General features: G+C 72.9%; 16 protein-coding genes and 1 riboswitch. Of the genes, 10 read left to right on the top strand and 6 right to left on the bottom strand.

From position 1 onward, the window contains the following. Positions 1 to 114 precede the first annotated feature (114 nt). From ABZY20_RS22705 to ABZY20_RS22690, 4 genes are all read left to right on the top strand, one after another. A complete protein-coding gene (locus tag ABZY20_RS22705; RefSeq protein WP_356443417.1) occupies positions 115 to 1,479 on the top strand; it encodes a pitrilysin family protein in 1,365 nt (454 codons plus the stop codon). Beyond that, positions 1,476 to 2,864: a pitrilysin family protein gene (locus ABZY20_RS22700; RefSeq protein ID WP_356443341.1), complete on the top strand. Its 1,389-nt coding sequence runs from the start codon at positions 1,476 to 1,478 to the stop codon at positions 2,862 to 2,864. Before ABZY20_RS22705 ends, ABZY20_RS22700 begins: the two co-directional genes overlap by 4 nt. Before the next feature lie 192 nt (positions 2,865 to 3,056). Continuing rightward, positions 3,057 to 3,222, top strand: a riboswitch (cyclic di-AMP (ydaO/yuaA leader). A gap of 12 nt (positions 3,223 to 3,234) precedes the next feature. Next, positions 3,235 to 4,023, top strand: coding sequence for a M23 family metallopeptidase (locus tag ABZY20_RS22695; RefSeq protein ID WP_356443340.1), 789 nt, complete (start codon positions 3,235 to 3,237; stop codon positions 4,021 to 4,023). 242 nt (positions 4,024 to 4,265) lie between these two features. Further along, a complete protein-coding gene (locus tag ABZY20_RS22690) occupies positions 4,266 to 4,961 on the top strand; it encodes a GntR family transcriptional regulator (RefSeq protein WP_356443339.1) in 696 nt (231 codons plus the stop codon). Between the two features lie 193 nt (positions 4,962 to 5,154). Here ABZY20_RS22690 and ABZY20_RS22685 read toward each other — a convergent pair whose 3' ends face one another. Then, on the bottom strand, positions 5,155 to 5,436 hold the full coding sequence (locus tag ABZY20_RS22685) for an HPr family phosphocarrier protein (protein WP_033308341.1): 282 nt from the start codon (positions 5,434 to 5,436) through the stop codon (positions 5,155 to 5,157). 180 nt (positions 5,437 to 5,616) lie between these two features. Here ABZY20_RS22685 and ABZY20_RS22680 point away from each other — a divergent pair, with 180 nt between their 5' ends. Genes ABZY20_RS22680 through ABZY20_RS22665 form a run of 4 tightly spaced genes read left to right on the top strand, consistent with a single transcriptional unit; the run spans position 5,617 to position 11,011 of the window. Beyond that, complete coding sequence (locus ABZY20_RS22680; protein ID WP_356443338.1) at positions 5,617 to 8,484, top strand: GNAT family N-acetyltransferase; 2,868 nt, start codon at positions 5,617 to 5,619, stop codon at positions 8,482 to 8,484. A gap of 51 nt (positions 8,485 to 8,535) precedes the next feature. Further along, the gene (locus ABZY20_RS22675; RefSeq protein ID WP_356443337.1) at positions 8,536 to 9,123 is read left to right on the top strand and encodes a DUF5998 family protein; all 588 of its coding nucleotides are present in this window, start codon (positions 8,536 to 8,538) and stop codon (positions 9,121 to 9,123) included. After that, the gene (locus ABZY20_RS22670; RefSeq protein WP_356443336.1) at positions 9,123 to 10,319 is read left to right on the top strand and encodes a nucleotide pyrophosphatase/phosphodiesterase family protein; all 1,197 of its coding nucleotides are present in this window, start codon (positions 9,123 to 9,125) and stop codon (positions 10,317 to 10,319) included. Before ABZY20_RS22675 ends, ABZY20_RS22670 begins: the two co-directional genes overlap by 1 nt. Positions 10,320 to 10,363: 44 nt before the next feature. Then, positions 10,364 to 11,011 (top strand): thymidine kinase, encoded by a 648-nt coding sequence (locus tag ABZY20_RS22665; RefSeq protein WP_356443335.1) that lies wholly within the window; start codon positions 10,364 to 10,366, stop codon positions 11,009 to 11,011. 52 nt (positions 11,012 to 11,063) lie between these two features. On the opposite strand, the gene ABZY20_RS22660 is transcribed toward ABZY20_RS22665, so the two are convergent. Genes ABZY20_RS22660 through ABZY20_RS22645 form a run of 4 tightly spaced genes read right to left on the bottom strand, consistent with a single transcriptional unit; the run spans position 11,064 to position 15,052 of the window. Continuing rightward, positions 11,064 to 12,368 (bottom strand): ABC transporter permease, encoded by a 1,305-nt coding sequence (locus ABZY20_RS22660; RefSeq protein WP_356443334.1) that lies wholly within the window; start codon positions 12,366 to 12,368, stop codon positions 11,064 to 11,066. Continuing rightward, positions 12,365 to 13,054 (bottom strand): ABC transporter ATP-binding protein, encoded by a 690-nt coding sequence (locus ABZY20_RS22655; protein ID WP_356443333.1) that lies wholly within the window; start codon positions 13,052 to 13,054, stop codon positions 12,365 to 12,367. Before ABZY20_RS22655 ends, ABZY20_RS22660 begins: the two co-directional genes overlap by 4 nt. Beyond that, the gene (locus ABZY20_RS22650; protein WP_356443332.1) at positions 13,051 to 14,436 is read right to left on the bottom strand and encodes a peptidoglycan-binding protein; all 1,386 of its coding nucleotides are present in this window, start codon (positions 14,434 to 14,436) and stop codon (positions 13,051 to 13,053) included. The genes ABZY20_RS22655 and ABZY20_RS22650 overlap by 4 nt, the downstream gene beginning before the upstream one ends. Next, complete coding sequence (locus ABZY20_RS22645) at positions 14,426 to 15,052, bottom strand: hypothetical protein (protein WP_356443331.1); 627 nt, start codon at positions 15,050 to 15,052, stop codon at positions 14,426 to 14,428. The genes ABZY20_RS22650 and ABZY20_RS22645 overlap by 11 nt, the downstream gene beginning before the upstream one ends. A gap of 167 nt (positions 15,053 to 15,219) precedes the next feature. Here ABZY20_RS22645 and ABZY20_RS22640 point away from each other — a divergent pair, with 167 nt between their 5' ends. Both ABZY20_RS22640 and ABZY20_RS22635 read left to right on the top strand, forming a co-directional pair. Then, a complete protein-coding gene (locus ABZY20_RS22640) occupies positions 15,220 to 15,927 on the top strand; it encodes a response regulator transcription factor (protein ID WP_356443330.1) in 708 nt (235 codons plus the stop codon). Then, positions 15,917 to 17,725: an ATP-binding protein gene (locus ABZY20_RS22635; RefSeq protein ID WP_356443329.1), complete on the top strand. Its 1,809-nt coding sequence runs from the start codon at positions 15,917 to 15,919 to the stop codon at positions 17,723 to 17,725. Before ABZY20_RS22640 ends, ABZY20_RS22635 begins: the two co-directional genes overlap by 11 nt. 323 nt (positions 17,726 to 18,048) lie before the next feature. Here the strand turns inward: ABZY20_RS22635 and ABZY20_RS22630 are convergent, their stop codons facing one another. Then, on the bottom strand, positions 18,049 to 18,852 hold the full coding sequence (locus ABZY20_RS22630) for a VOC family protein (RefSeq protein WP_356443328.1): 804 nt from the start codon (positions 18,850 to 18,852) through the stop codon (positions 18,049 to 18,051). Between the last annotated feature and the right edge of the window lie 41 nt (positions 18,853 to 18,893).

Below are 18,893 nucleotides of genomic sequence, written 5' to 3'. Positions count from 1 at the left end.
GAGCCCGGCGCCGGGAACTTCACCAGGGCTTCGCGCGCTTGCATACAGTGGCAGGACCGGCAGGAAATCCGCGGTTTGATCGACCGCCCAGCGATCGAAGGGACGTACATGCCCATGGGTCACACGGCCACAGCCCAGGCAGGCTCCGGAGGCCTGACAGCGACCGAGCACCGCCTGGCCAACGGCCTTCGCGTGGTGCTCTCCGAGGACCACCTGACCCCGGTCGCGGCGGTGTGCCTCTGGTACGACGTCGGCTCGCGCCACGAAGTCAAGGGGCGCACCGGCCTGGCTCACCTTTTTGAGCACTTGATGTTCCAGGGATCCGCGCAGGTGAAGGGCAACGGCCACTTCGAGCTCGTCCAGGGCGCGGGCGGCTCGCTGAACGGCACCACCAGCTTCGAGCGGACCAACTACTTCGAGACCATGCCCGCCCACCAGCTGGAGCTCGCCCTCTGGCTGGAGGCCGACCGCATGGGCTCGCTGCTCGCCGCCCTCGACGACGAGTCGATGGAGAACCAGCGCGACGTGGTCAAGAACGAACGCCGCCAGCGCTACGACAACGTGCCCTACGGCACCGCCTTCGAGAAGCTGACCGCCCTCGCCTACCCCGAGGGCCACCCCTACCACCACACCCCCATCGGTTCCATGGCCGACCTGGACGCGGCGACCCTGGAGGACGCCCGCGCCTTCTTCCGCACCTACTACGCGCCGAACAACGCGGTGCTCTCCGTGGTCGGCGACATCGACCCCGAGCAGACGCTGGCCTGGATCGAGAAGTACTTCGGTTCCATCCCCGGCCACGACGGCAAGCCCGCCCCGCGTGACGGCTCGCTGCCGGAGACCCTCGGCGAGCAGCTGCGCGAGGTCGTCGAGGAGGACGTCCCGGCGCGCGCCCTGATGGCCGCCTACCGGCTGCCGCACGACGGCACGCGCGCGTGCGACGCGGCCGACCTGGCCCTCACCGTCCTCGGCGGCGGCGAGTCCTCCCGCCTCTACAACCGCCTGGTGCGCCGCGACCGCACGGCCGTGGCGGCGGGCTTCGGCCTGCTGCGGCTCGCCGGGGCGCCCTCCCTGGGCTGGCTGGACGTGAAGACGTCCGGTGACGTGGAGGTGCCGGTCATCGAGGCCGCGATCGACGAGGAGCTCGCCCGGTTCGCCGAGGAGGGCCCCACGGCCGAGGAGATGGAGCGCGCCCAGGCCCAGTTGGAGCGCGAGTGGCTGGACCGGCTGGGCACGGTCGCCGGCCGCGCCGACGAACTGTGCCGGTACGCCGTGCTGTTCGGTGACCCGCAGCTCGCCCTGACCGCCGTCCAGCGCGTCCTGGAGGTCACGGCGGAGGAGGTCCAGGAGGTCGCCAAGGCCCGCCTGCGGCCCGACAACCGCGCGGTGCTGGTCTACGAGCCCGTCGCCGACGAGGACGCCACCGACGAGGACACCGCTGCCGCGGCCGGAGACGAGAACGAGGAGGCGGCCAAGTGACCGAGCTCGCCGCGATGGACTTCCACCCCCAGCCCCAGGCGGGCGACGCCAGGCCCTGGGCCTTTCCCGCCCCCGAGCGCGGCACGCTCGGCAACGGCCTGACCGTCCTGCGCTGCCACCGCCCCGGCCAGCAGGTCGTCGCCGTCGAGGTGCTGCTCGACGCGCCCCTGGACGCCGAGCCGGCCGGCCTGGACGGCGTGGCCACGATCATGGCCCGGGCCTTCTCCGAGGGCACCGACAAGCACTCCGCCGAGGAGTTCGCCGCCGAGCTGGAGCGCGCCGGCGCCACGCTCGACGCACACGCCGACCACCCCGGTGTCCGGCTCAGCCTGGAGGTGCCGGCGTCCCGGCTGGCCAAGGGGCTCGGGCTGATCGCCGACGCCCTCAGGGCGCCCGCGTTCGCGGACAGCGAGGTCGAGCGGCTGGTCCGCAACCGCCTCGACGAGATCCCCCACGAGCTGGCCAACCCCTCGCGCCGCGCCGCCAAGGAGCTCTCCAAGGAGCTGTTCCCGGCGGACTCGCGCATGTCGAGGCCCCGGCAGGGCACCGAGGAGACGGTCGCCGCGATCGACTCCGCGGCCGTACGCGGCTTCTACGAGAAGCACGTCCGCCCCGCCACCGCCACGGCCGTGGTCGTCGGCGACCTCACCGGCATCGACCTCGACGCCCTGCTCGGCGACACGCTGGGCGCCTGGACCGGCTCGCAGGCCGAACCGCGGCCGGTGCCGCCGGTGACCGCCGACGACACCGGCCGGGTCGTCATCGTGGACCGCCCGGGCGCCGTGCAGACGCAGCTGCTCATCGGCCGCATCGGCCCGGACCGGCACGACCGCGTCTGGCCCGCGCAGGTGCTCGGCACGTACTGTCTCGGCGGCACCCTCACCTCCCGTCTGGACCGCGTCCTGCGCGAGGAGAAGGGCTACACCTACGGCGTGCGCGCGTTCGCCCAGGTCCTGAGGTCCGCCCCGGACGGCACCGGTGCCTCCATGCTGGCCATCAGCGGTTCGGTGGACACGCCCAACACCGGTCCCGCGCTGCAGGACCTGTGGACGGTGCTGCGCACGCTCGCCGCGCAGGGCCTGACCGACGCGGAGCGGGACGTCGCCGTGCAGAACCTGGTCGGCGTGGCGCCGCTGAAGTACGAGACGGCGGCGGCCGTCGCCTCGACGCTGGCCGACCAGGTCGAGCAGCACCTGCCCGACGACTACCAGGCCACGCTGTACCGGCAGCTCGCCGCGACCGGCACCGTGGAGGCCACCGCGGCGGCCGTCAGCGCGTTCCCGGTGGACCGGCTGGTGACCGTCCTCGTCGGTGACGCGGCGCAGATCAAGGGCCCGGTGGAGGCTCTCGGCATCGGCGAAGTCTCGGTGGTCGCCGCCGAGTAGCGGCACACGCGCGCGGGAGCCCTGGTTGTCTTCTAAGGCGCCAGGGCTCCTTTATGCCCGAATTGGTACGGAGGTTGCCTGTCTGCCCTGTGGGATGCGCTACAAAAGCCGGGATCCGTTTGGGAATTGAAAGTGCCCCCGCTTAGCGTCGTCCGGGCTGTTCGTCAGGCAGTGCGCCGCACCCGCGGCACCGGACAGTCATCGCCGAGTCCCCGTACGGCGCGAGCCAGGGGAGCCGGGGACCCACCAGTAGTCCCTGGGGTGAATCGGACGCCCGCGCGAGTCGCGAGGGGGTCCGTAGGAGACCTTCCTGCTCCGAACCCGTCAGCTAACCCGGTAGGCGAGAGGGAAGGAAAGGACCAGCCACTACATGGCGTTCACCCGCGCCACCGGGAAGCACCGTCGGCCCAGCCGGATGCAGCGTGGCACCGCCCGCGCCGCGGGCGTCGCGGCCCTCGCGACCACCGGCGTCATCGGCACCGTGGCCGCTCCGGCCGCCTTCGCCGCCGACCCCGCTCCCGAGCAGACCGGTCTCACCCCCGTGGTCACCATGGGCGACACCGTCGCCCAGCAGATCGACGCCCAGGCCGTCGCCCAGAAGCAGGCGGCCGAGGAGGCCGCCGCCAAGAAGAGGGCCGAGGAGGCCGCCCGCAAGCAGGCCGCCGAGATGGCCCGCAAGGCCAAGGAGGCCGCGGAGGAGGCCCGCGAGGCCAAGGAACGCGCCGCCCGCGAGGCCGAGCGCAAGCGCCTCAACACCTTCGTCTCCCCGATCGCCGGCTCGTACGTCTCCACCGGCTACCGGACCAGCAGCGGCCTGTGGTCCTCCGGCAGCCACACCGGCGTCGACTTCCACGCCGCCACCGGCACCTCCGTCCAGTCCGTCGGCATGGGCACCGTCGTCGAGGCGGGCTGGGGCGGTTCCTACGGCAACCAGGTCGTGATCAAGATGAACGACGGCACGTACACCCAGTACGGCCACCTGTCGTCCATCGGCGTCTCCGTGGGGCAGAAGGTCACCCCCGGCCAGCAGATCGGGCTGTCCGGCGCCACCGGCAACGTGACCGGCCCGCACCTGCACTTCGAGGCCCGCACGAGCCCCGAGTACGGCTCGGACATGGACCCCGTCGCCTACCTCCGCTCGCACGGCGTGAAGATCTGACCCACCCCGCCCCGCGTCCGAAGGCCCCGGCTCGTCGAGCCGGGGCCTTTCGGTGTTTCCGGTGACCACCGCCCGAACCGGCGCCCCGGATGAACGGGGTGTTCCCGGTCCGGACCGCCGGCGGTTGTCCAAAAAATATCCATGATTTCCGGCCCGCCGTCGGAAATTCCGGCTCATTGCAATAGAGTCACGGAACACGCGTCACGCGTCGGCGTTTCACGGGGATTAAGCGGAGGTCGGTCATGCGCATTCCCGCGCACTCGGTGTGCACGGCCATCCGGGACGACATCGTCGCGGGTGTCCACGAACGCGGCAGCCGGCTCACCGAGGAACTCCTCGCGCGCCGCTACGGCGTCTCACGGGTCCCCGTCCGGGAGGCGCTGCGCACCCTGGAGGCGGAGGGCTTCGTGGTGACCCGGCGGCACGCGGGCGCGTGCGTCGCCGAACCCACCGAGCAGGAGGCGGCCGACCTGCTGGAGATGCGCATGCTGCTGGAGCCGCTCGGCGCCGCCCGGGCCGCCCAGCGCCGCACCGAGGCCCACCTGAAGGTCCTGCGCGGCCTGGTCCGGCTGGGGCAGGAGCGCGCCCGCCGGGGCGGCAGCGAGGACCTGCGCTCCCTGGGCGGCTGGTTCCACGAGACGCTCGCGCAGGCCTGCGGCAGCCCGGCGCTCACCTCGACGCTCACCCAGATCCGCCACAAGATCGCCTGGATGTACGCCGTCGACGCGCCGGCCAGCCCGGTGGAGGCCTGGACCGAGCACGGCGCGATCGTCGACGCGGTGGCGCGCGGGGACAGCGAACGCGCGCGGGCGGTCACGGCGCTGCACACCGAGCGCGAGACGGCCGCGCACCGTCTGCGGTTCGGCTCCGCCGGGGAGCGCGCCGAGCGTGTGAGGAACTCGCAACATCCCGTAAACACGACGGGCCTGCGGCATTAACACACGAGCCGTATACAAAGAGCGGGGAATTCGCGGGGGCTATTTCTGCTGCCCGCGGGAAATATCCGCAGGCGTCTTCGCGGCCTCGTTCGCGGCCATGTCCGCGAACCGGAAATGCGCGAAACGCGAAGGGCTCGCCCGGCGAATGCGGACGAGCCCTTCAGGATGCGCCGGGTGTGGCGCGGGGAATTGCTCAGACGGTCTCGGGAAGCTCTTCGAGACCCTCGGAGACCAGCTTGGCCAGCCGGTCCAGAGCGGCGTCGGCGCCCTCGGCGTCGGAGGCGAGGACGATCTCCTCACCGCCCTGGGCGCCCAGGCCCAGGACGGCCAGCATGGAGGCCGCGTTGACGGGCTTGCCGTCAGCCTTGGCGATCGTCACCGGGACGCCTGCGGCCGTGGCGGCTCGGACGAAGATGGAGGCGGGGCGGGCATGGAGGCCCTCGGCCCAGCCGACGTTGACGCGGCGCTCAGCCATGTGTTGCTGCCCTTCGGTGTTCAGGGTTGTCTAGACCAGTTTCCCATATCGTGAAGCTGCGCCGGGAGCGGTCCCCGAAGGACCGCCCCGGGGTGCCGCCGGGTCGCGGCCTCGACCCGGCTGACGCCCTCCACAGACTGCCTCGCGCCGTTGTCAGGCGCTAGCCGTACTCTGGGGCCCATGCAGACCTCGCCGGACCGGCACGAGTATCCCGCCCACTGGGAAGCCGACGTGGTGCTGCGCGACGGAGGCACCGCGCGCATCCGGCCCATCACCGTTGATGACGCCGAGCGTCTCGTCAGCTTCTACGAGCAGGTCTCCGACGAGTCGAAGTACTACCGCTTCTTCGCGCCGTACCCTCGCCTGTCCGCCAAGGACGTCCACCGCTTCACGCACCACGACTTTGTGGACCGGGTGGGACTCGCGGCCACGGTCGGCGGCGAGTTCATCGCCACCGTACGCTACGACCGGATCGGCGCCGACGGAACGCCCGCGTCCGCACCCGCCGACGAGGCCGAGGTCGCCTTCCTGGTGCAGGACGCCCACCAGGGCCGAGGCGTCGCCTCCGCCCTGCTGGAGCACATCGCCGCCGTCGCCCGCGAGCGCGGCATCCGCCGCTTCGCCGCCGAGGTGCTGCCCGCCAACACCAAGATGATCAAGGTCTTCACGGACGCCGGCTACACCCAGAAGCGCAGCTTCGAGGACGGCGTCGTCCGCCTGGAGTTCGACCTCGAACCCACCGACCGCTCCCTCGCCGTGCAGTACGCGCGCGAACACCGTGCCGAGGCGCGCTCCGTGCAGCGGCTGCTCGCGCCCGGCTCGGTCGCCGTCATCGGCGCCGGGCGCACCCCGGGCGGCGTGGGCCGCAGCGTCCTGGGCAACATCCGGGACGCCGGCTTCACCGGCCGCCTGTACGCCGTGAACAGGGCCCTGCCCGAGGGGCAGAAGGAGCTCGACGGGGTGCCCGCCCACCGTTCGGTGCGGGACATCGACGGCCCCGTCGACCTCGCCGTCGTCGCCGTGCCGGCCGAACAGGTCCTCGACGTCGTCACCGAGTGCGGCGAACACGGCGTGCAGGGCCTCGTCGTGGTCTCCGCCGGGTACGCCGAGACCGGCGGCATCGAAGGCCGGGACCGCCAGCGCGCCCTGGTGCGGCACGCGCGCACGTACGGCATGCGCATCATCGGCCCGAACGCCTTCGGCATCATCAACACCTCCCCGCGGGTCCGCCTCAACGCCTCCCTCGCCCCGGAGACCCCCCGGCCGGGCCGGATCGGCCTGTTCGCCCAGTCCGGCGCCATCGGCATCGCCCTGCTGTCCCGGCTGCACCGGCGCGGCGGCGGCGTCACGGGCGTGACCGGCGTCTCGACGTTCGTCTCCTCGGGCAACCGGGCCGACGTCTCCGGCAACGACGTCCTGCAGTACTGGTACGAGGACCCCGACACCGATGTCGTGCTCATGTACCTGGAGTCCATCGGCAACCCCCGCAAGTTCACCCGCCTCGCCCGCCGCACCGCCGCCGCGAAGCCCCTGGTCGTCGTCCAGGGCGCCCGGCACGGAGCGGCCCCGCAGGGGCACGCCGTCCGGGCGACCCGGCTGCCGCACGCGACCGTCTCGGCCCTGCTGCGCCAGGCCGGCGTCATCCGGGTCGACACCATCACCGACCTGGTGGACGCGGGCCTGCTCCTCGCGCGCCAGCCCCTCCCCGCCGGGCCGCGGGTGGCGATCCTCGGCAACTCCGAGTCGCTCGGCCTGCTCACGTACGACGCGTGCCTCGCCGAGGGCCTGCGCCCGCACCCCCCGCAGGACCTGACCACGGCCGCCTCCGCCGCCGACTTCCACGCGGCCCTGTCCCGCGCGCTGGCCGACGACCGGTGCGACGCGGTGGTCGTCACCGCCATCCCGGCGGTGGGGGAGGGCTCGGTCGGGGACGCGGCCCTCGCCGAGGCCCTGCGCTCGGCCGCGGCCGCCGCCCCGGCCAAACCGGTCCTGGTCGTGCACGTGGAGCTGGGCGGCCTCGCCGAGGCCCTGTCCGCGGCGGCGAGCACGGCACCCCAGGCCGCGGCGGACGACCCGCCGCCGCCCGCCCCCCGGCAGGCACCGCCCGAGGAGCGGCCTCTCACCGCGCAGCGGCCTCCCGCGGACGCCACCGAACAGGACCCGACCGCCGAGGCCCCCGAAGGCACCCGCCTCATCCCCGCCTACCCCGCCGCCGAGCGCGCCGTCCGCGCCCTCGCCCAGGCCGTCACCTACGCGCAGTGGCGGCGCGACGCGGCCGACCCCGGCAGGGTGCCCGAGTACGACGACATCGACCAGAAGGGCGCCGCCGCCCTCATCGACGGGCTGCTCGCGCGCGGGCAGGGCCTCACGCTCGGCACGGAGGAGACCTGCGACCTGCTGGGGCACTACGGCATCGACGTCCACCGCGCCCTGCCCGCCCCGACCCCCGACGCCGCCGTGGAGGCCGCCCGCACCCTCGGCCACCCCGTCGCCCTCAAGGCCACCGCCCCGCACCTGCGCCACCGCGCCGACCTGGGTGGCGTACGCCTGGACCTCGCCGACGAGGAGCAACTGCGCCGGGCGTACGCCGAGTTGACCGAGCTGTTCGGTGACCCGGACGAGCTGCGTCCCGTGGTGCAGCGGATGGCGCCGCGCGGCGTGGACGTCGTCGTCCGGGCCGTCATCGACCCGGCGGCCGGCGCGGTGCTCTCCTTCGGGCTGGCCGGGGCCGCCTCGCAGCTGCTCGGGGACACGGCGCACCGGCTGATCCCGGTCACCGACCGGGAGGCGAACTCGCTGGTGCGTTCGATCCGTACCGCCCCCCTGCTGTTCGGCTGGCGCGGCACCGCACCGGCCGACACCCGTGCCCTGGAGGAGCTGCTGCTGCGGGTGTCCCGGCTGGTGGACGACCATCCCGAGGTTGTCGCGGTGACCCTGGAGCCGGTCGTCGTCGCCTCGCACGGACTGAGCGTCCTGGGCGCCTCCGTCCGTCTCGCCCCACCGCCCGCCCGCGACGACCTGGGCCCCAGGACGCTGCCCGCGTACTGACCGGGGGCGAGCGGTGCCTCGCAGTCAGTGGTCCCCCGTAGGATGGGCGTCATGGCCAAGACCAGTACGACGACCCAGGGGCTGCGTGCGGCGATCGAGCGCAGCGGCTACTACCCGGCCCTCGTGGCCGAGGCGGTGGAGGCCGCCGTGGGCGGCGACCCCATCCGGTCGTACCTGGTCCACCAGGAGACCACGTTCGACCAGAACGAGGTGCGCCGGCACGTGACGGTGCTCGTCCTCACGGACCACCGCTTCATCGTCAGCCACACCGATGAGCAGGCCGCCGACAGCACCTCCCCGACGCCGTACGCCACGACGTCGACGGAGTCCGTGAAGATCGGCCGTATCTCGTCGATCGTGGTCAGCCGCGTCGTCGCCAACCCGGAGTCCTACAAGCCGGGCACCCTGCCCCGCGAGGTGGTGCTCACCATCGGCTGGGGCGCCGTCTCCCGCATCGACCTGGAGCCGGCCGCCTGCGGCGACCCCAACTGCGAAGCGGACCACGGCTACACCGGCAACTCGACGGCGGACGACCTCAGCCTGCGCGTCAGCGAGGCCGGGGACGGACCGGAGACCGTGCGCGAGGCGCTCGCCTTCGCGCAGGCCCTCTCCGAGGCGACCGCGGACAGCGCCCGCTGATGGCACAGCCCGACACGGCCTGGGGCCCTCATCCCGAACCGCTCGCCGTCGCCTCCGCACCGGTCCCGGAGTACGGCAGCGGCTCCCTCGCCGACCTGCTGCCCACCCTGGCCGCCGGTCTGGGCGTCCCCGGCATGAGCGCCGCGATCACCGAGCTGACCCCCGCCGACCGCAACTGCGTGTTCCTGATCGACGGCCTCGGCTGGGAGCAGCTCAAGGCGCACCCCGAGGACGCCCCGTTCATGGCGTCCCTGCTCGCCAGCTCGCGCGGCGGCACCGGACGCCCGCTCACCGCCGGCTACCCGGCGACCACGGCGACCTCCCTGGCCTCCGTCGGCACCGGCCTGCCGCCCGGCGCGCACGGCCTGCCCGGCTACACGGTGCGCAACCCCGACACCGGCGAGCTGATGAACCAGCTGCGCTGGCAGCCGTGGACCGCGCCCGGCCCCTGGCAGCCGTACCCCACGGTCTTCCAGCTGGCCCACCAGGCGGGTGTGCACGCCGCGCAGGTGTCGTCCCCGACCTTCGAGCACACCCCGCTCACCAAGGTCGCGCTCAGTGGCGGAACGTTCCTGGGCAGGCTCTCCGGCGAGGACCGCGTCGACCTGGCCGCCGAGCAACTGGCCGCCGGCGACCGCTCCCTGGTCTACACGTACTTCGCCGAGGTCGACGGCGCCGGCCACCGCTTCGGCGTCGACTCCGACGCCTGGCGCGGCCAGCTCATGTACGCCGACCGCCTCGTCCAGCGCCTCGCCGAGCAACTGCCCCCGCGCAGCGCCCTCTTCGTCACCGCCGACCACGGCATGATCGACGTGCCCTTCGACGAGGAACACCGCATCGACTTCGACGAGGACTGGGAGCTCAGCGCCGGAGTCGCCCTGCTCGGCGGCGAGGGCCGCGCCCGGCACGTCTACGCGGTGCCCGGCGCCGCGAACGACGTCCTCACCTGCTGGCGCGAGGTGCTCGGCGAGCAGTTCTGGGTGGCCTCACGCGAGGAGGCCATCGCGGCGGGCTGGTTCGGCCCGCGGATCGACGACCGGGTCCACGGCCGCATCGGCGACGTGGTCGCCGCCGCCCGCGACGACGTCCTGCTCATCGCCTCCCAGCGGGAGCCGAAGGAGTCGGCGATGGTCGGCAACCACGGTTCGATGACCCCCGCCGAGCAGTTCGTCCCCCTGCTCGAAGTACGCTCCTGAATCCGCACGCCGCCCGACCCTCCGCCGAAAGGTGTTCCCCTCGCATGCCCGAGCTGGTGTTCTTCTGCGGAACGATGGACTGCGGGAAGTCGACGCTGGCTCTCCAGATCGAGCACAACCGCTCGGCGCGCGGGCTGGTCGGCATGATCTTCACCCGCAACGACCGGGCCGGGCAGGGCAAGCTGTCCTCCCGCCTCGGCCTGGTCACGGACGCGGTGGAGGTCGGCGACGGCGCGGACCTGTACGCCCACCTCGTCGACCACCTCTCGCAGGGCGGCCGCGCGGACTACGTGATCGCCGACGAGGCCCAGTTCCTCGCCCCCGAACAGATCGACCAACTCGCGCGCGTGGTCGACGACCTGAGCCTGGACGTCTACGCCTTCGGCATCACCACCGACTTCCGTTCCAAGCTGTTCCCGGGCTCCCAGCGGCTGGTGGAGCTGGCCGACCGGGTCGAGGTGCTCCAGGTCGAGGCGCTGTGCTGGTGCGGCGCCCGCGCGACGCACAACGCCCGCACGGTGGGCGGCGTCATGGTCGTCGAGGGCGCCCAGGTGGTCGTCGGCGACGTCACCCACTCCGCGGACGAGGTCGGCTACGAGGTCCTGTGCCGCCGCCACCACCGCCGCCGGATGACCGCGGCGTCGGCGCGGGCGGCGGCGCTGTCGCCGGACGTGCTGCCGGTCACCCGGTGACGGACGGCCCCGGCGCCCCCGTCTCCCGGGGCTGAGCCTAGGTCGACGCCGCCTAGGTCGACGCCAGGGCTTTCGTCGGGGACAGCCGGGAGGCGCGGACGGCCGGGTAGACACCGGCCACCACGCCGACCACCGCCGCACCGAGGCAGCCGCCGGCCACCGACAGCGGCGAGATCACCGCTGGCCAGCCCTGGTAGGTCGCGTAGCCGACGGTGACGAGGACACCCAGCACGGTTCCCGCGGTGCCGCCCAGCACCGCCAGCGCCACGGACTCGGTGAGGAACTGGGCCCGTATCTGGCCCCGGGTCGCGCCCAGGGCCCGGCGCAGCCCGATCTCCCTGCGGCGCTCCAGCACCGAGATCACCATGGTGTTGGCGACCCCGATCCCGCCGACCAGCAGGGCGATTCCGGCGAGCCCCAGGAAGAGCGACGAGAAGGTGTTCTGGGTGGCGCGCTTGGCGGCCAGGGCGTCCGAGGGACGACTGACCTGGACCTGACCGGGCTGGTCGGGGAACACGGTGGCGGGCAGCACGTCCCGCACCTCCTCGAGGGCCTCCTCCCGTGCCTTGATGTAGATCACCGTGGGTTTGCCGTCGAACCGCAGGGTCTCCCGGGCGGCGTGCCATCCGGTCAGCACGGCATGGTCGAGGTCGTCGGCCAGGCGGACGGCGCGCAGCACGCCGATCACGGTGAACCACGACCTGCCGATCCGGATCTGCGGGGGCGGGTCGCCGGCGTGGATCTCGCCGATGCCGAGCCGGGTCGCGGCCCGAACACCCAGGACGGCGGTGGGAAACCGTTCGTCGGCACGGCTGAAGTACCGGCCCGACGACACCGATCCGCCCACCACGTCCAGCAGATCGCGCCGGGCCGCGAGAACGGACAGGCCCGCGCCGGAGAAGTCGTTCTCGTCGACCAGGTCGGAACGCCGGACCTGGGCATGGGTGTTGGCCACCGCGCTCACCCCGGTGACCGGGCCGATACGCCGCACCATGTCGACCGACTCCTCCGGCAGGGGTACGGGCCTGCTCTGCACGGACACGGACTGCGCCCGCAGCATGTTGGAGCCGAGCGCGGACATCTCGTCCATCAGCGCCCGATGGCTGGAGGCGGGGATGCCCGTCACCACGACCATCGTGGCGATGCCGATCGAGATCCCGAGCGCCGACAGGGCGGCCCGGAGCCTGCGGGTGCGCAGCCCGAGGAGCCCGAGCCCGAGGAGGTCCGACGGAGCCAGCCGCACCGGCTTGGTCGTGCGGCCGCCGCCGGAGCGGGAGGACCCGGGAGCCGGTGGCCTCCGCAGAGCGTCGTGTGCCCTTCGCTGCGTCCGGCGGGGCGGGGCGTCAGGAGTGGTCATGGCGAACTCTCGATCAGTGCGGTGTCTTCGACGAGGCGGCCGTCGCGCATCCGGATCCGCCGGGGCAACTGGGCGGCGATGTCGCGGTCATGGGTGATGACCGCGATCGTGGTGCCTTCCTCGTGGAGTGTTCTCAGCAGCGCCAGCGCGGCGGCGCCGTTGGCCGTGTCGAGTGCTCCGGTCGGTTCGTCGGCCAGGACCAGGGCGGGTTCGTTGACCAGCGCGCGGGCGATCGCGACGCGCTGGCGCTCCCCTCCGGACAACTGCTGGGGCAGGTGGCCGGCGCGGTGCGCCAGCCCCACCCGGGCCAGGGCCTCCTCGGCCAGCCGGCGCCGATGGCGTCTGCGCACTCCGGCGTGGAGCAGGCCGGTGGCGACGTTCTCCGCCGCGGTGAGACCGTCCGTCAGGTGGAACTGCTGGAAGACGAAGCCGAGTCGCCGGCCGCGCAGGGCGGAGAGCTCCCGGTCGGGAAGATCCGCCACGTTCTGTCCTTCGACGATCACCTCGCCGCTGGTGGGCCGGTCCAGGGTGCCCATGACGTTGAGGAGCGTGGACTTGCCGGAGCCGGAAGGGCCGACGATGGCCAGCAGTTCGCCGGGCCCGACCGACAGCGAGACCCGGTCGAGAGCCCGGACGCCGCCGGAGTAGGTCATGGTCGCCTCGCGCACGGTGATGACGTCGGTCATGCCGTGGCCTCCACCTTCATGCCCTCCGTGACACCCTCGCCGCTGATCTCGACCAGCCCTTCGGCGAACATGCCCGTCTCGACGGGGACGAGGTCGCCTCCGGTGAGGCGGAGGGCGTAACCGCCTTCGCGCAGGGCGAGCAGGGCGCCGACGGGCACCGCGAGCACGTCCTTCCTGGACTCCGCCTCGAAGCGCGCCTCGACCGGTGCGGAGTCGAGGTCCTTCACGGCCTCCGGGTCGTCGAGCGAGACCGTGACGTTGATCTTGGAGCGTCCCGGCTGGTCCGCACCGTCCTGTCCGCTGCGGATGACGCTGCTGATCGCGGAGACCCGGCCCTTGGCCTCGGACCGGTCGGGGAGCACCACGGTGACCCGCTGCCTCCTCTTGACGGACCCGATGTCGAGGGCCTCCACCGGCACGGTCACGGACTTGGTCGTGGAGGTGACCGTCATCAAATCCGCCGCCGCCTCGTCCCCGGGCTGGACGAGGACCTCACCGACCCGCACGGCGTCCTGCGTCACCACCACGTCGGAGACGTCGAGGAAGCCGGTCGGCTGCATGCCCACGGTCGGCTGCCAGCGCCGGACGGCGGCCATCAGCGAGGAGGTGAGCACGCCGTCGCCCTCCTTGACCGTCACCGGCGGGGGAGCCGCCTCCGGTTCCCCGGCCGGTGCCCCGGCGGGCGAGGAGTCCGAGGGAGGGGTGCCGCTCTCCTCGGCGGGCGGGGGCTGCGAGGCCGGCTCCTCCTCCCGCTCTCCCTCCGGACTGTCCGCCCCGGACGGGCCGGGGACCGCGGGGCGTGACGGCTGGATCCGCGTGCCGGGCGGCGGCTGGCTTCCTATGTCGTAGCCGAGCGCCTTGAGGTTGTCGGCGACGACCCGGACGTCCCGCCCGGTGAGGCCGACGGCGTCGAGTCTGCGGTACATGGGGGTGCTGCCGTAGAAGACCACGGCGGGACGCTCGTCGACCCGGTACAGCGGTCGGCCGCGCCCGACCGTCGTCCCCTGTTTCGCCGACCAGGTGACGCGTCCCTGCCCGGGGCCGCGGAGGGTGCGCGGGGAGGTGTAGTCGAGGGTGCCCTCGATCTCCCTGGTGCCCGACAGGTCGGTCCTGGTCACGGCGACCGTCCTGATCTCGGGACCGCTGTCGGCGGCCGGCGCGCCGGTGTCGTCGCGGGCCCACAGCAGCCCGGCGCCGACCCCGAGCGTGAGGAGCACGGCGGTCGCGGCGACGACGCCGCGGCGCGTGAACCTGCTGGAGCGCCGCGCGGCGGGCCCCCGGGGGTCCGGCTCCGGCTCTGGCTCCGGCTCCGGCTCGGGTCCGGGTGCGTCGGCGACCGTACGCAGCATCACGGTGTCCGCGGGGTCGCGTTCACTGCTCACTGAAGGCCTCGATCCGGCACTCGCTGTCGATCCGATCGGCGTTGTCCGGTATGTTCCCGCCCTCCCTGTAATTCCAGCCGCTGCCGTCGGGGAGCGGGTCGACCGCCAAACCCCTGCGGTTATTGCATTCGATCCACTCGCGGTAGTCCGCCATGTAGTTCGGGTTCTTCTTCGGGTCGGTTTCCGAGGGCGGCAGCGGCCTCTTGGAGAGACATTTCCTTTCCGCGGCGGGGTGCTCCTCGGCCACGTTCACGCCCGGGAACCACAAGGAATTCGGATCGATGTCCTCACCGCCTTTGCCGCCTGAGCGCGGGATGTCCACGCCCTGGTCCTTGAGGCAGCGGAGGTAGCCCTGGTACATCCGGACCTCCTCCTCGATCGTGGTGTCCAGCCGGAGTTGGGGACGCCCGGCCTCGGCCTCGGCGGCGGCCGAGGACCTGCTCCCGCCCCGCTCGCCGGAGTCCACGGAGGCCACCTCGGATTCCTGGGCGCCGCTGCCGTCGGAACAGCCGGAAACCAGGGCGGACACGGCCCCGGCGACGGCGAGCACCAAGGCGCCGCGAAGGGAGCGCCGTGCGCCGAAACCGGAACGGCAGCGGGTCGATGCGTTTCTCATGCGGTGACTGTGGCAGAGGATTGTCAGGAAGGTATGAGACGGCGCCGACAGGGCGGGATCCGGCCGCCGTTCCCCGGCAATAGCATGGAATTGTCAGGAAGTTGTGAGGAACGAAAAGGGGGCGGGGTCGGCCTCTCGGCGCGCATTTCCGGTCTAGCATCGGAACCATGGGTGCGAACGTTCTGGTGGCCGAGGACGACGAGAAGCAGGCCGAACTGATCCGGCGTTACCTCGTTCACGAAGGTCATGCCGTCACCGTGGTGCACGACGGCCGGTCGGTCCTGGACGAGGTCGCCCGGCGGCCGCCGGACCTGATCGTGCTCGACTGGATGCTGCCGCGTCTGGACGGACTGGAGGTGTGCCGCCGGATACGGGCCGGGGGAAACCTGCCCGTGCTGATGCTCACGGCCCGGTCCACCGAGGACGATGTGCTCCTCGGCCTGAATCTGGGCGCGGACGACTACATGACCAAGCCCTACCGGCCGCGTGAGCTGGTGGCGAGGGTCCGCACCCTGCTCCGGCGCACCCGGCTCGCGGATCAGCCGGTTCCGGAGACCCGGCAGGTCCTGGAGGTCGGGCCGCTCACTCTGGATCCGGTCGGCCACGACGTCTTCTGCCACGGCCGCCCGATCCGTTGCACCCCGGGGGAGTTCCGCATCCTGAGCACCATGGCGGCCTCGCCCGGCCGGGTCTTCACCAGGGCTCAGCTGCTGGAGTGCACCACGGGCCACGACCGGGTCATCACGGAGCGCGCCGTCGACGTGCACATCATGAACCTGCGGAAGAAGATCGAGGTCTCTCCGCGCGACCCCGCGCTCCTGCTGACCGTCCACGGGATCGGGTACAAGCTGACGAGCGGCCGCCGTGGCGGCTGAAGTCCCCCTGCGCAACAGCCTGCTGCTGCGGCTGCTGCTGACGTCCCTCGTGATCTCCCTGCTGTCCATCGGGGCGACCGCGTGGCTCACGGTGCGCGGCACGAGCCTGGCCATCGAGCAGGAGCGCGGTCAGGTGCTCGCGGACGACGCCGCCATCCAGGACACGCTCACGGCTTTCGCGGCGTCGCACCGCAGCTGGGAGGGCGTGGAACGCGTCGTGCGGGAGCTGGCCGACCGGACCGGCCGGGGCATCGTCCTGACCACGCGGACCCGCCGGCCGATCACCGCGTCCGACAGGGAACGCGCCGGTGACCTGCCCGTCAACGCCTCGGCGGTCATCGACCCGTTGCACGTCACGGCACACCCGGGACAGGGCATCGACCCGGAGCAGCAGATCTCCCGCATCGACCCCCGCGCCGTCGGCCCCTACCGCCTCCCCGCCGACGAGAGAGCGGAGCTGCGGCGGCTCGCCCGTGCCGAGGTCGAGTGCCTGGCCGGCAGCCTGGGGCGTCCGGCGTACATCGCCGAGGGATTCAGCGGCCGGCCCGAGGTCCGGCTCTCCAGGACGGACACCGAGGCCGCTCCCCTGTGCCTCTCCAAGGAGCTGGCGGCACCCACCAGGACGGAGGCCGCCGCACTCGCGGAACTCGAACGGCTCGTCCGGCGCTGCGCGGAGCGCCATCACGTGCCCGCGCCCGGGTCCGTACGCATCGACGTGCGGCTGCGGCCGGAATACCAGGGTTCGGAGGCGGAGCAGACGATCGTGGACGAGTGCGTCGAGGAGGGGCGGCGCGAACAGCTCACCGGGCATGTCGCCCCGGCGGCACTGCTGTTCGTCACCGACTCCTCCCGAGAGGCCGTCCGCGTGTTCGACCTGTCCCCGTCCGGGACCCTCCGGATCGTCGGCACCACCGCCCTGGTGCTCGCCGTGACCCTCGCGTTGACCACGGTCATCGCCGTCCGCCTGGTACGCCCGCTGCGGGCGCTGGCCGACGCCGCCCGCGCCCCCGACGGGCGGCACCTCCGCATTCCGGTCACCACCAAGGACGAGACCGGCTCTCTGGCCGCCGCCCTCAACGACCTCTCGGAGCGCCGCGAACGCACCGAGGAGCAGCGCAGAGCCATGGTCAGCGACATCGCCCACGAGCTGCGGACCCCGCTCACCAACATCCGCGGCTGGCTGGACGCGGCACAGGACGGGATCGCCGAACCCGACTCCGTCCTCTTCGCCTCGCTGCAGGAGGAGGCCCACCTGCTCCAGCACATCATCGACGACCTCCAGGTGCTCGCCGCCGCCGACGCCGGGACGCTGCACCTCAGCCCGCGCGAGGTACGCCTGGACGACCTGATCGGGCAGTCCGCCGCCGCGCACCGGGCGGGAGCGAAGGCCAAGAACGTGGAGCTGATCGTGCACGCCGCCGGTGATCTGTCGGTCCACGCCGATCCGGTGCGGTTGCGCCAGGTGATGGGCAACCTCCTGTCCAACGCGATACGCCACACCCCTCCCGGCGGCCGGGTCGTCCTCGACGCCCACCGTGTGCCGGGTGGTGTCGAGCTCCGGGTGACCGACACCGGCTCCGGAATCCCCCCGGAGGATCTGCCCCGTGTGTTCGACCGCTTCTGGCGGGGGGACACGTCCCGCAGCAGGAAGACCGGAGGCAGCGGCCTGGGACTGTCCATCGTCAGGCAGCTCGTGCGGGCGCACGGCGGAGAGGTCCTCGTGACGAGCCACCCGGGCGTCGAGACGGCCTTCACCGTCCGCCTGCCCCACGAGACCTCTCCCACGGGTCGGCCGTAGCGCCGTGGCGCGAGCGGCGGGGACGGCCGGGCCGCATGACGGTCACGAGCGGTGGCTTCGGTCAATGGGCGGCGGCGCCGTCGGCCCGGACCCGCCGCCGGTCCGGACCCGCCGGTCACGCGCTCGGCGTCACCGTGAGCTCGCCGGGGCGGCTGAAGTCCGCGCCCTGATGCGGGGTGAGGACGGCGTCCTCGGGCGCCGGACGCCGGCGGACGGCGGTGCCGCGGCTGTTCCGGCTCGAAGAACGGACGGAGCTCGCGGTTCGCTCGGCTGCCATGGCGTTGACGTGGTGCCGGTGACCTCCGGCTGACGTCCGGGCCCGGTCACCGCGCTCGCTCCACCAGCGCGAACCGCGCCCCCTCCGGGTCCGTCACCATCGCCACGCGCCCTTGCGTCGTGTCGTGGGCCGGCTTGAGGATCTGCCCGCCCAGGTGGGACAGGTGGTCCAGCGCGTCGTCGAGGTCGGAGACCAGGAAGTACGTCACCCAGTGCGCGCCCCGGTCGCGGGGGAGGGACCGGCCCAGGCCGTGGATGCCGGCGACGGGCCGGCCGTCGAGCCGCAGCGTCACGTAGTCGAAGCCGGCCGAGACCACCGGCTCCTCCTCATAGCCGAACACCGTCCGGTAGAACTTGGCGACGCTCGCCGACTCGTACGTCAGCAGCTCGTTCCAGGCGGGGGTGCCGGGGGCGTCTGCGACGGACGTGCCGAGGTGGGCGGCGGCCTGCCAGATGCCGAAGACCGCGCCCGAGGGGTCGGAGCCGATCGCCAGCCGGCCGGCGTCGGCGGCGTCCAGCGGGCCCACGCCGATCGTGCCGCCGCAGCCGCGCACCGACTCGGCCGTCAGGTCGGCGTTGCCGGTGGCGAAGTACGGGGTCCACGCGAGGGGCAGATGGCGGTCCGGAGGCAACTGGCCGATGCCCGCGACGTCACGCCCGTCGAGCAGCGCGCGCACATAGGGGCCGAGTTGCCGGGGGCCCGGTCTGAACTCCCAGCCGAACAGCGCCCCGTAGAACTCCTCGGTCACGGTCAGACCGTGCACCATCAGGCTCACCCAGCAGGGTGTGCCGGGCGCGTGCCGAGCGGGTGCGGCCCCGTTCGGGCCTGCGGGCTCCCGTGCTTCGGTCATCGTCACTTCCTTCTCGGCCTCGTGGTGGCCGTGCTCTCCGC

It is taken from the genome of Streptomyces sp. NPDC006624, from assembly GCF_040611555.1.
Lineage (GTDB): Bacteria > Actinomycetota > Actinomycetes > Streptomycetales > Streptomycetaceae > Streptomyces.
Note: the sequence above shows the minus strand (reverse complement) of the source record. Positions and strands in the feature narration are given on the sequence as shown.

Excerpts from the sequence above, each read along its gene's own strand:
- ABZY20_RS22705 (WP_356443417.1), top strand. The coding sequence starts at position 115 with ATGGGTCACACGGCCACAGCCCAGGCAGGCTCCGGAGGCCTGACAGCG.
- ABZY20_RS22695 (WP_356443340.1), top strand. The coding sequence starts at position 3,235 with ATGGCGTTCACCCGCGCCACCGGGAAGCACCGTCGGCCCAGCCGGATG.
- ABZY20_RS22690 (WP_356443339.1), top strand. The coding sequence starts at position 4,266 with ATGCGCATTCCCGCGCACTCGGTGTGCACGGCCATCCGGGACGACATC.
- ABZY20_RS22685 (WP_033308341.1), bottom strand. The coding sequence starts at position 5,436 with ATGGCTGAGCGCCGCGTCAACGTCGGCTGGGCCGAGGGCCTCCATGCC.
- ABZY20_RS22680 (WP_356443338.1), top strand. The coding sequence starts at position 5,617 with ATGCAGACCTCGCCGGACCGGCACGAGTATCCCGCCCACTGGGAAGCC.
- ABZY20_RS22675 (WP_356443337.1), top strand. The coding sequence starts at position 8,536 with ATGGCCAAGACCAGTACGACGACCCAGGGGCTGCGTGCGGCGATCGAG.
- ABZY20_RS22670 (WP_356443336.1), top strand. The coding sequence starts at position 9,123 with ATGGCACAGCCCGACACGGCCTGGGGCCCTCATCCCGAACCGCTCGCC.
- ABZY20_RS22665 (WP_356443335.1), top strand. The coding sequence starts at position 10,364 with ATGCCCGAGCTGGTGTTCTTCTGCGGAACGATGGACTGCGGGAAGTCG.
- ABZY20_RS22660 (WP_356443334.1), bottom strand. The coding sequence starts at position 12,368 with ATGACCACTCCTGACGCCCCGCCCCGCCGGACGCAGCGAAGGGCACAC.
- ABZY20_RS22655 (WP_356443333.1), bottom strand. The coding sequence starts at position 13,054 with ATGACCGACGTCATCACCGTGCGCGAGGCGACCATGACCTACTCCGGC.
- ABZY20_RS22645 (WP_356443331.1), bottom strand. The coding sequence starts at position 15,052 with ATGAGAAACGCATCGACCCGCTGCCGTTCCGGTTTCGGCGCACGGCGC.
- ABZY20_RS22640 (WP_356443330.1), top strand. The coding sequence starts at position 15,220 with ATGGGTGCGAACGTTCTGGTGGCCGAGGACGACGAGAAGCAGGCCGAA.
- ABZY20_RS22630 (WP_356443328.1), bottom strand. The coding sequence starts at position 18,852 with ATGACCGAAGCACGGGAGCCCGCAGGCCCGAACGGGGCCGCACCCGCT.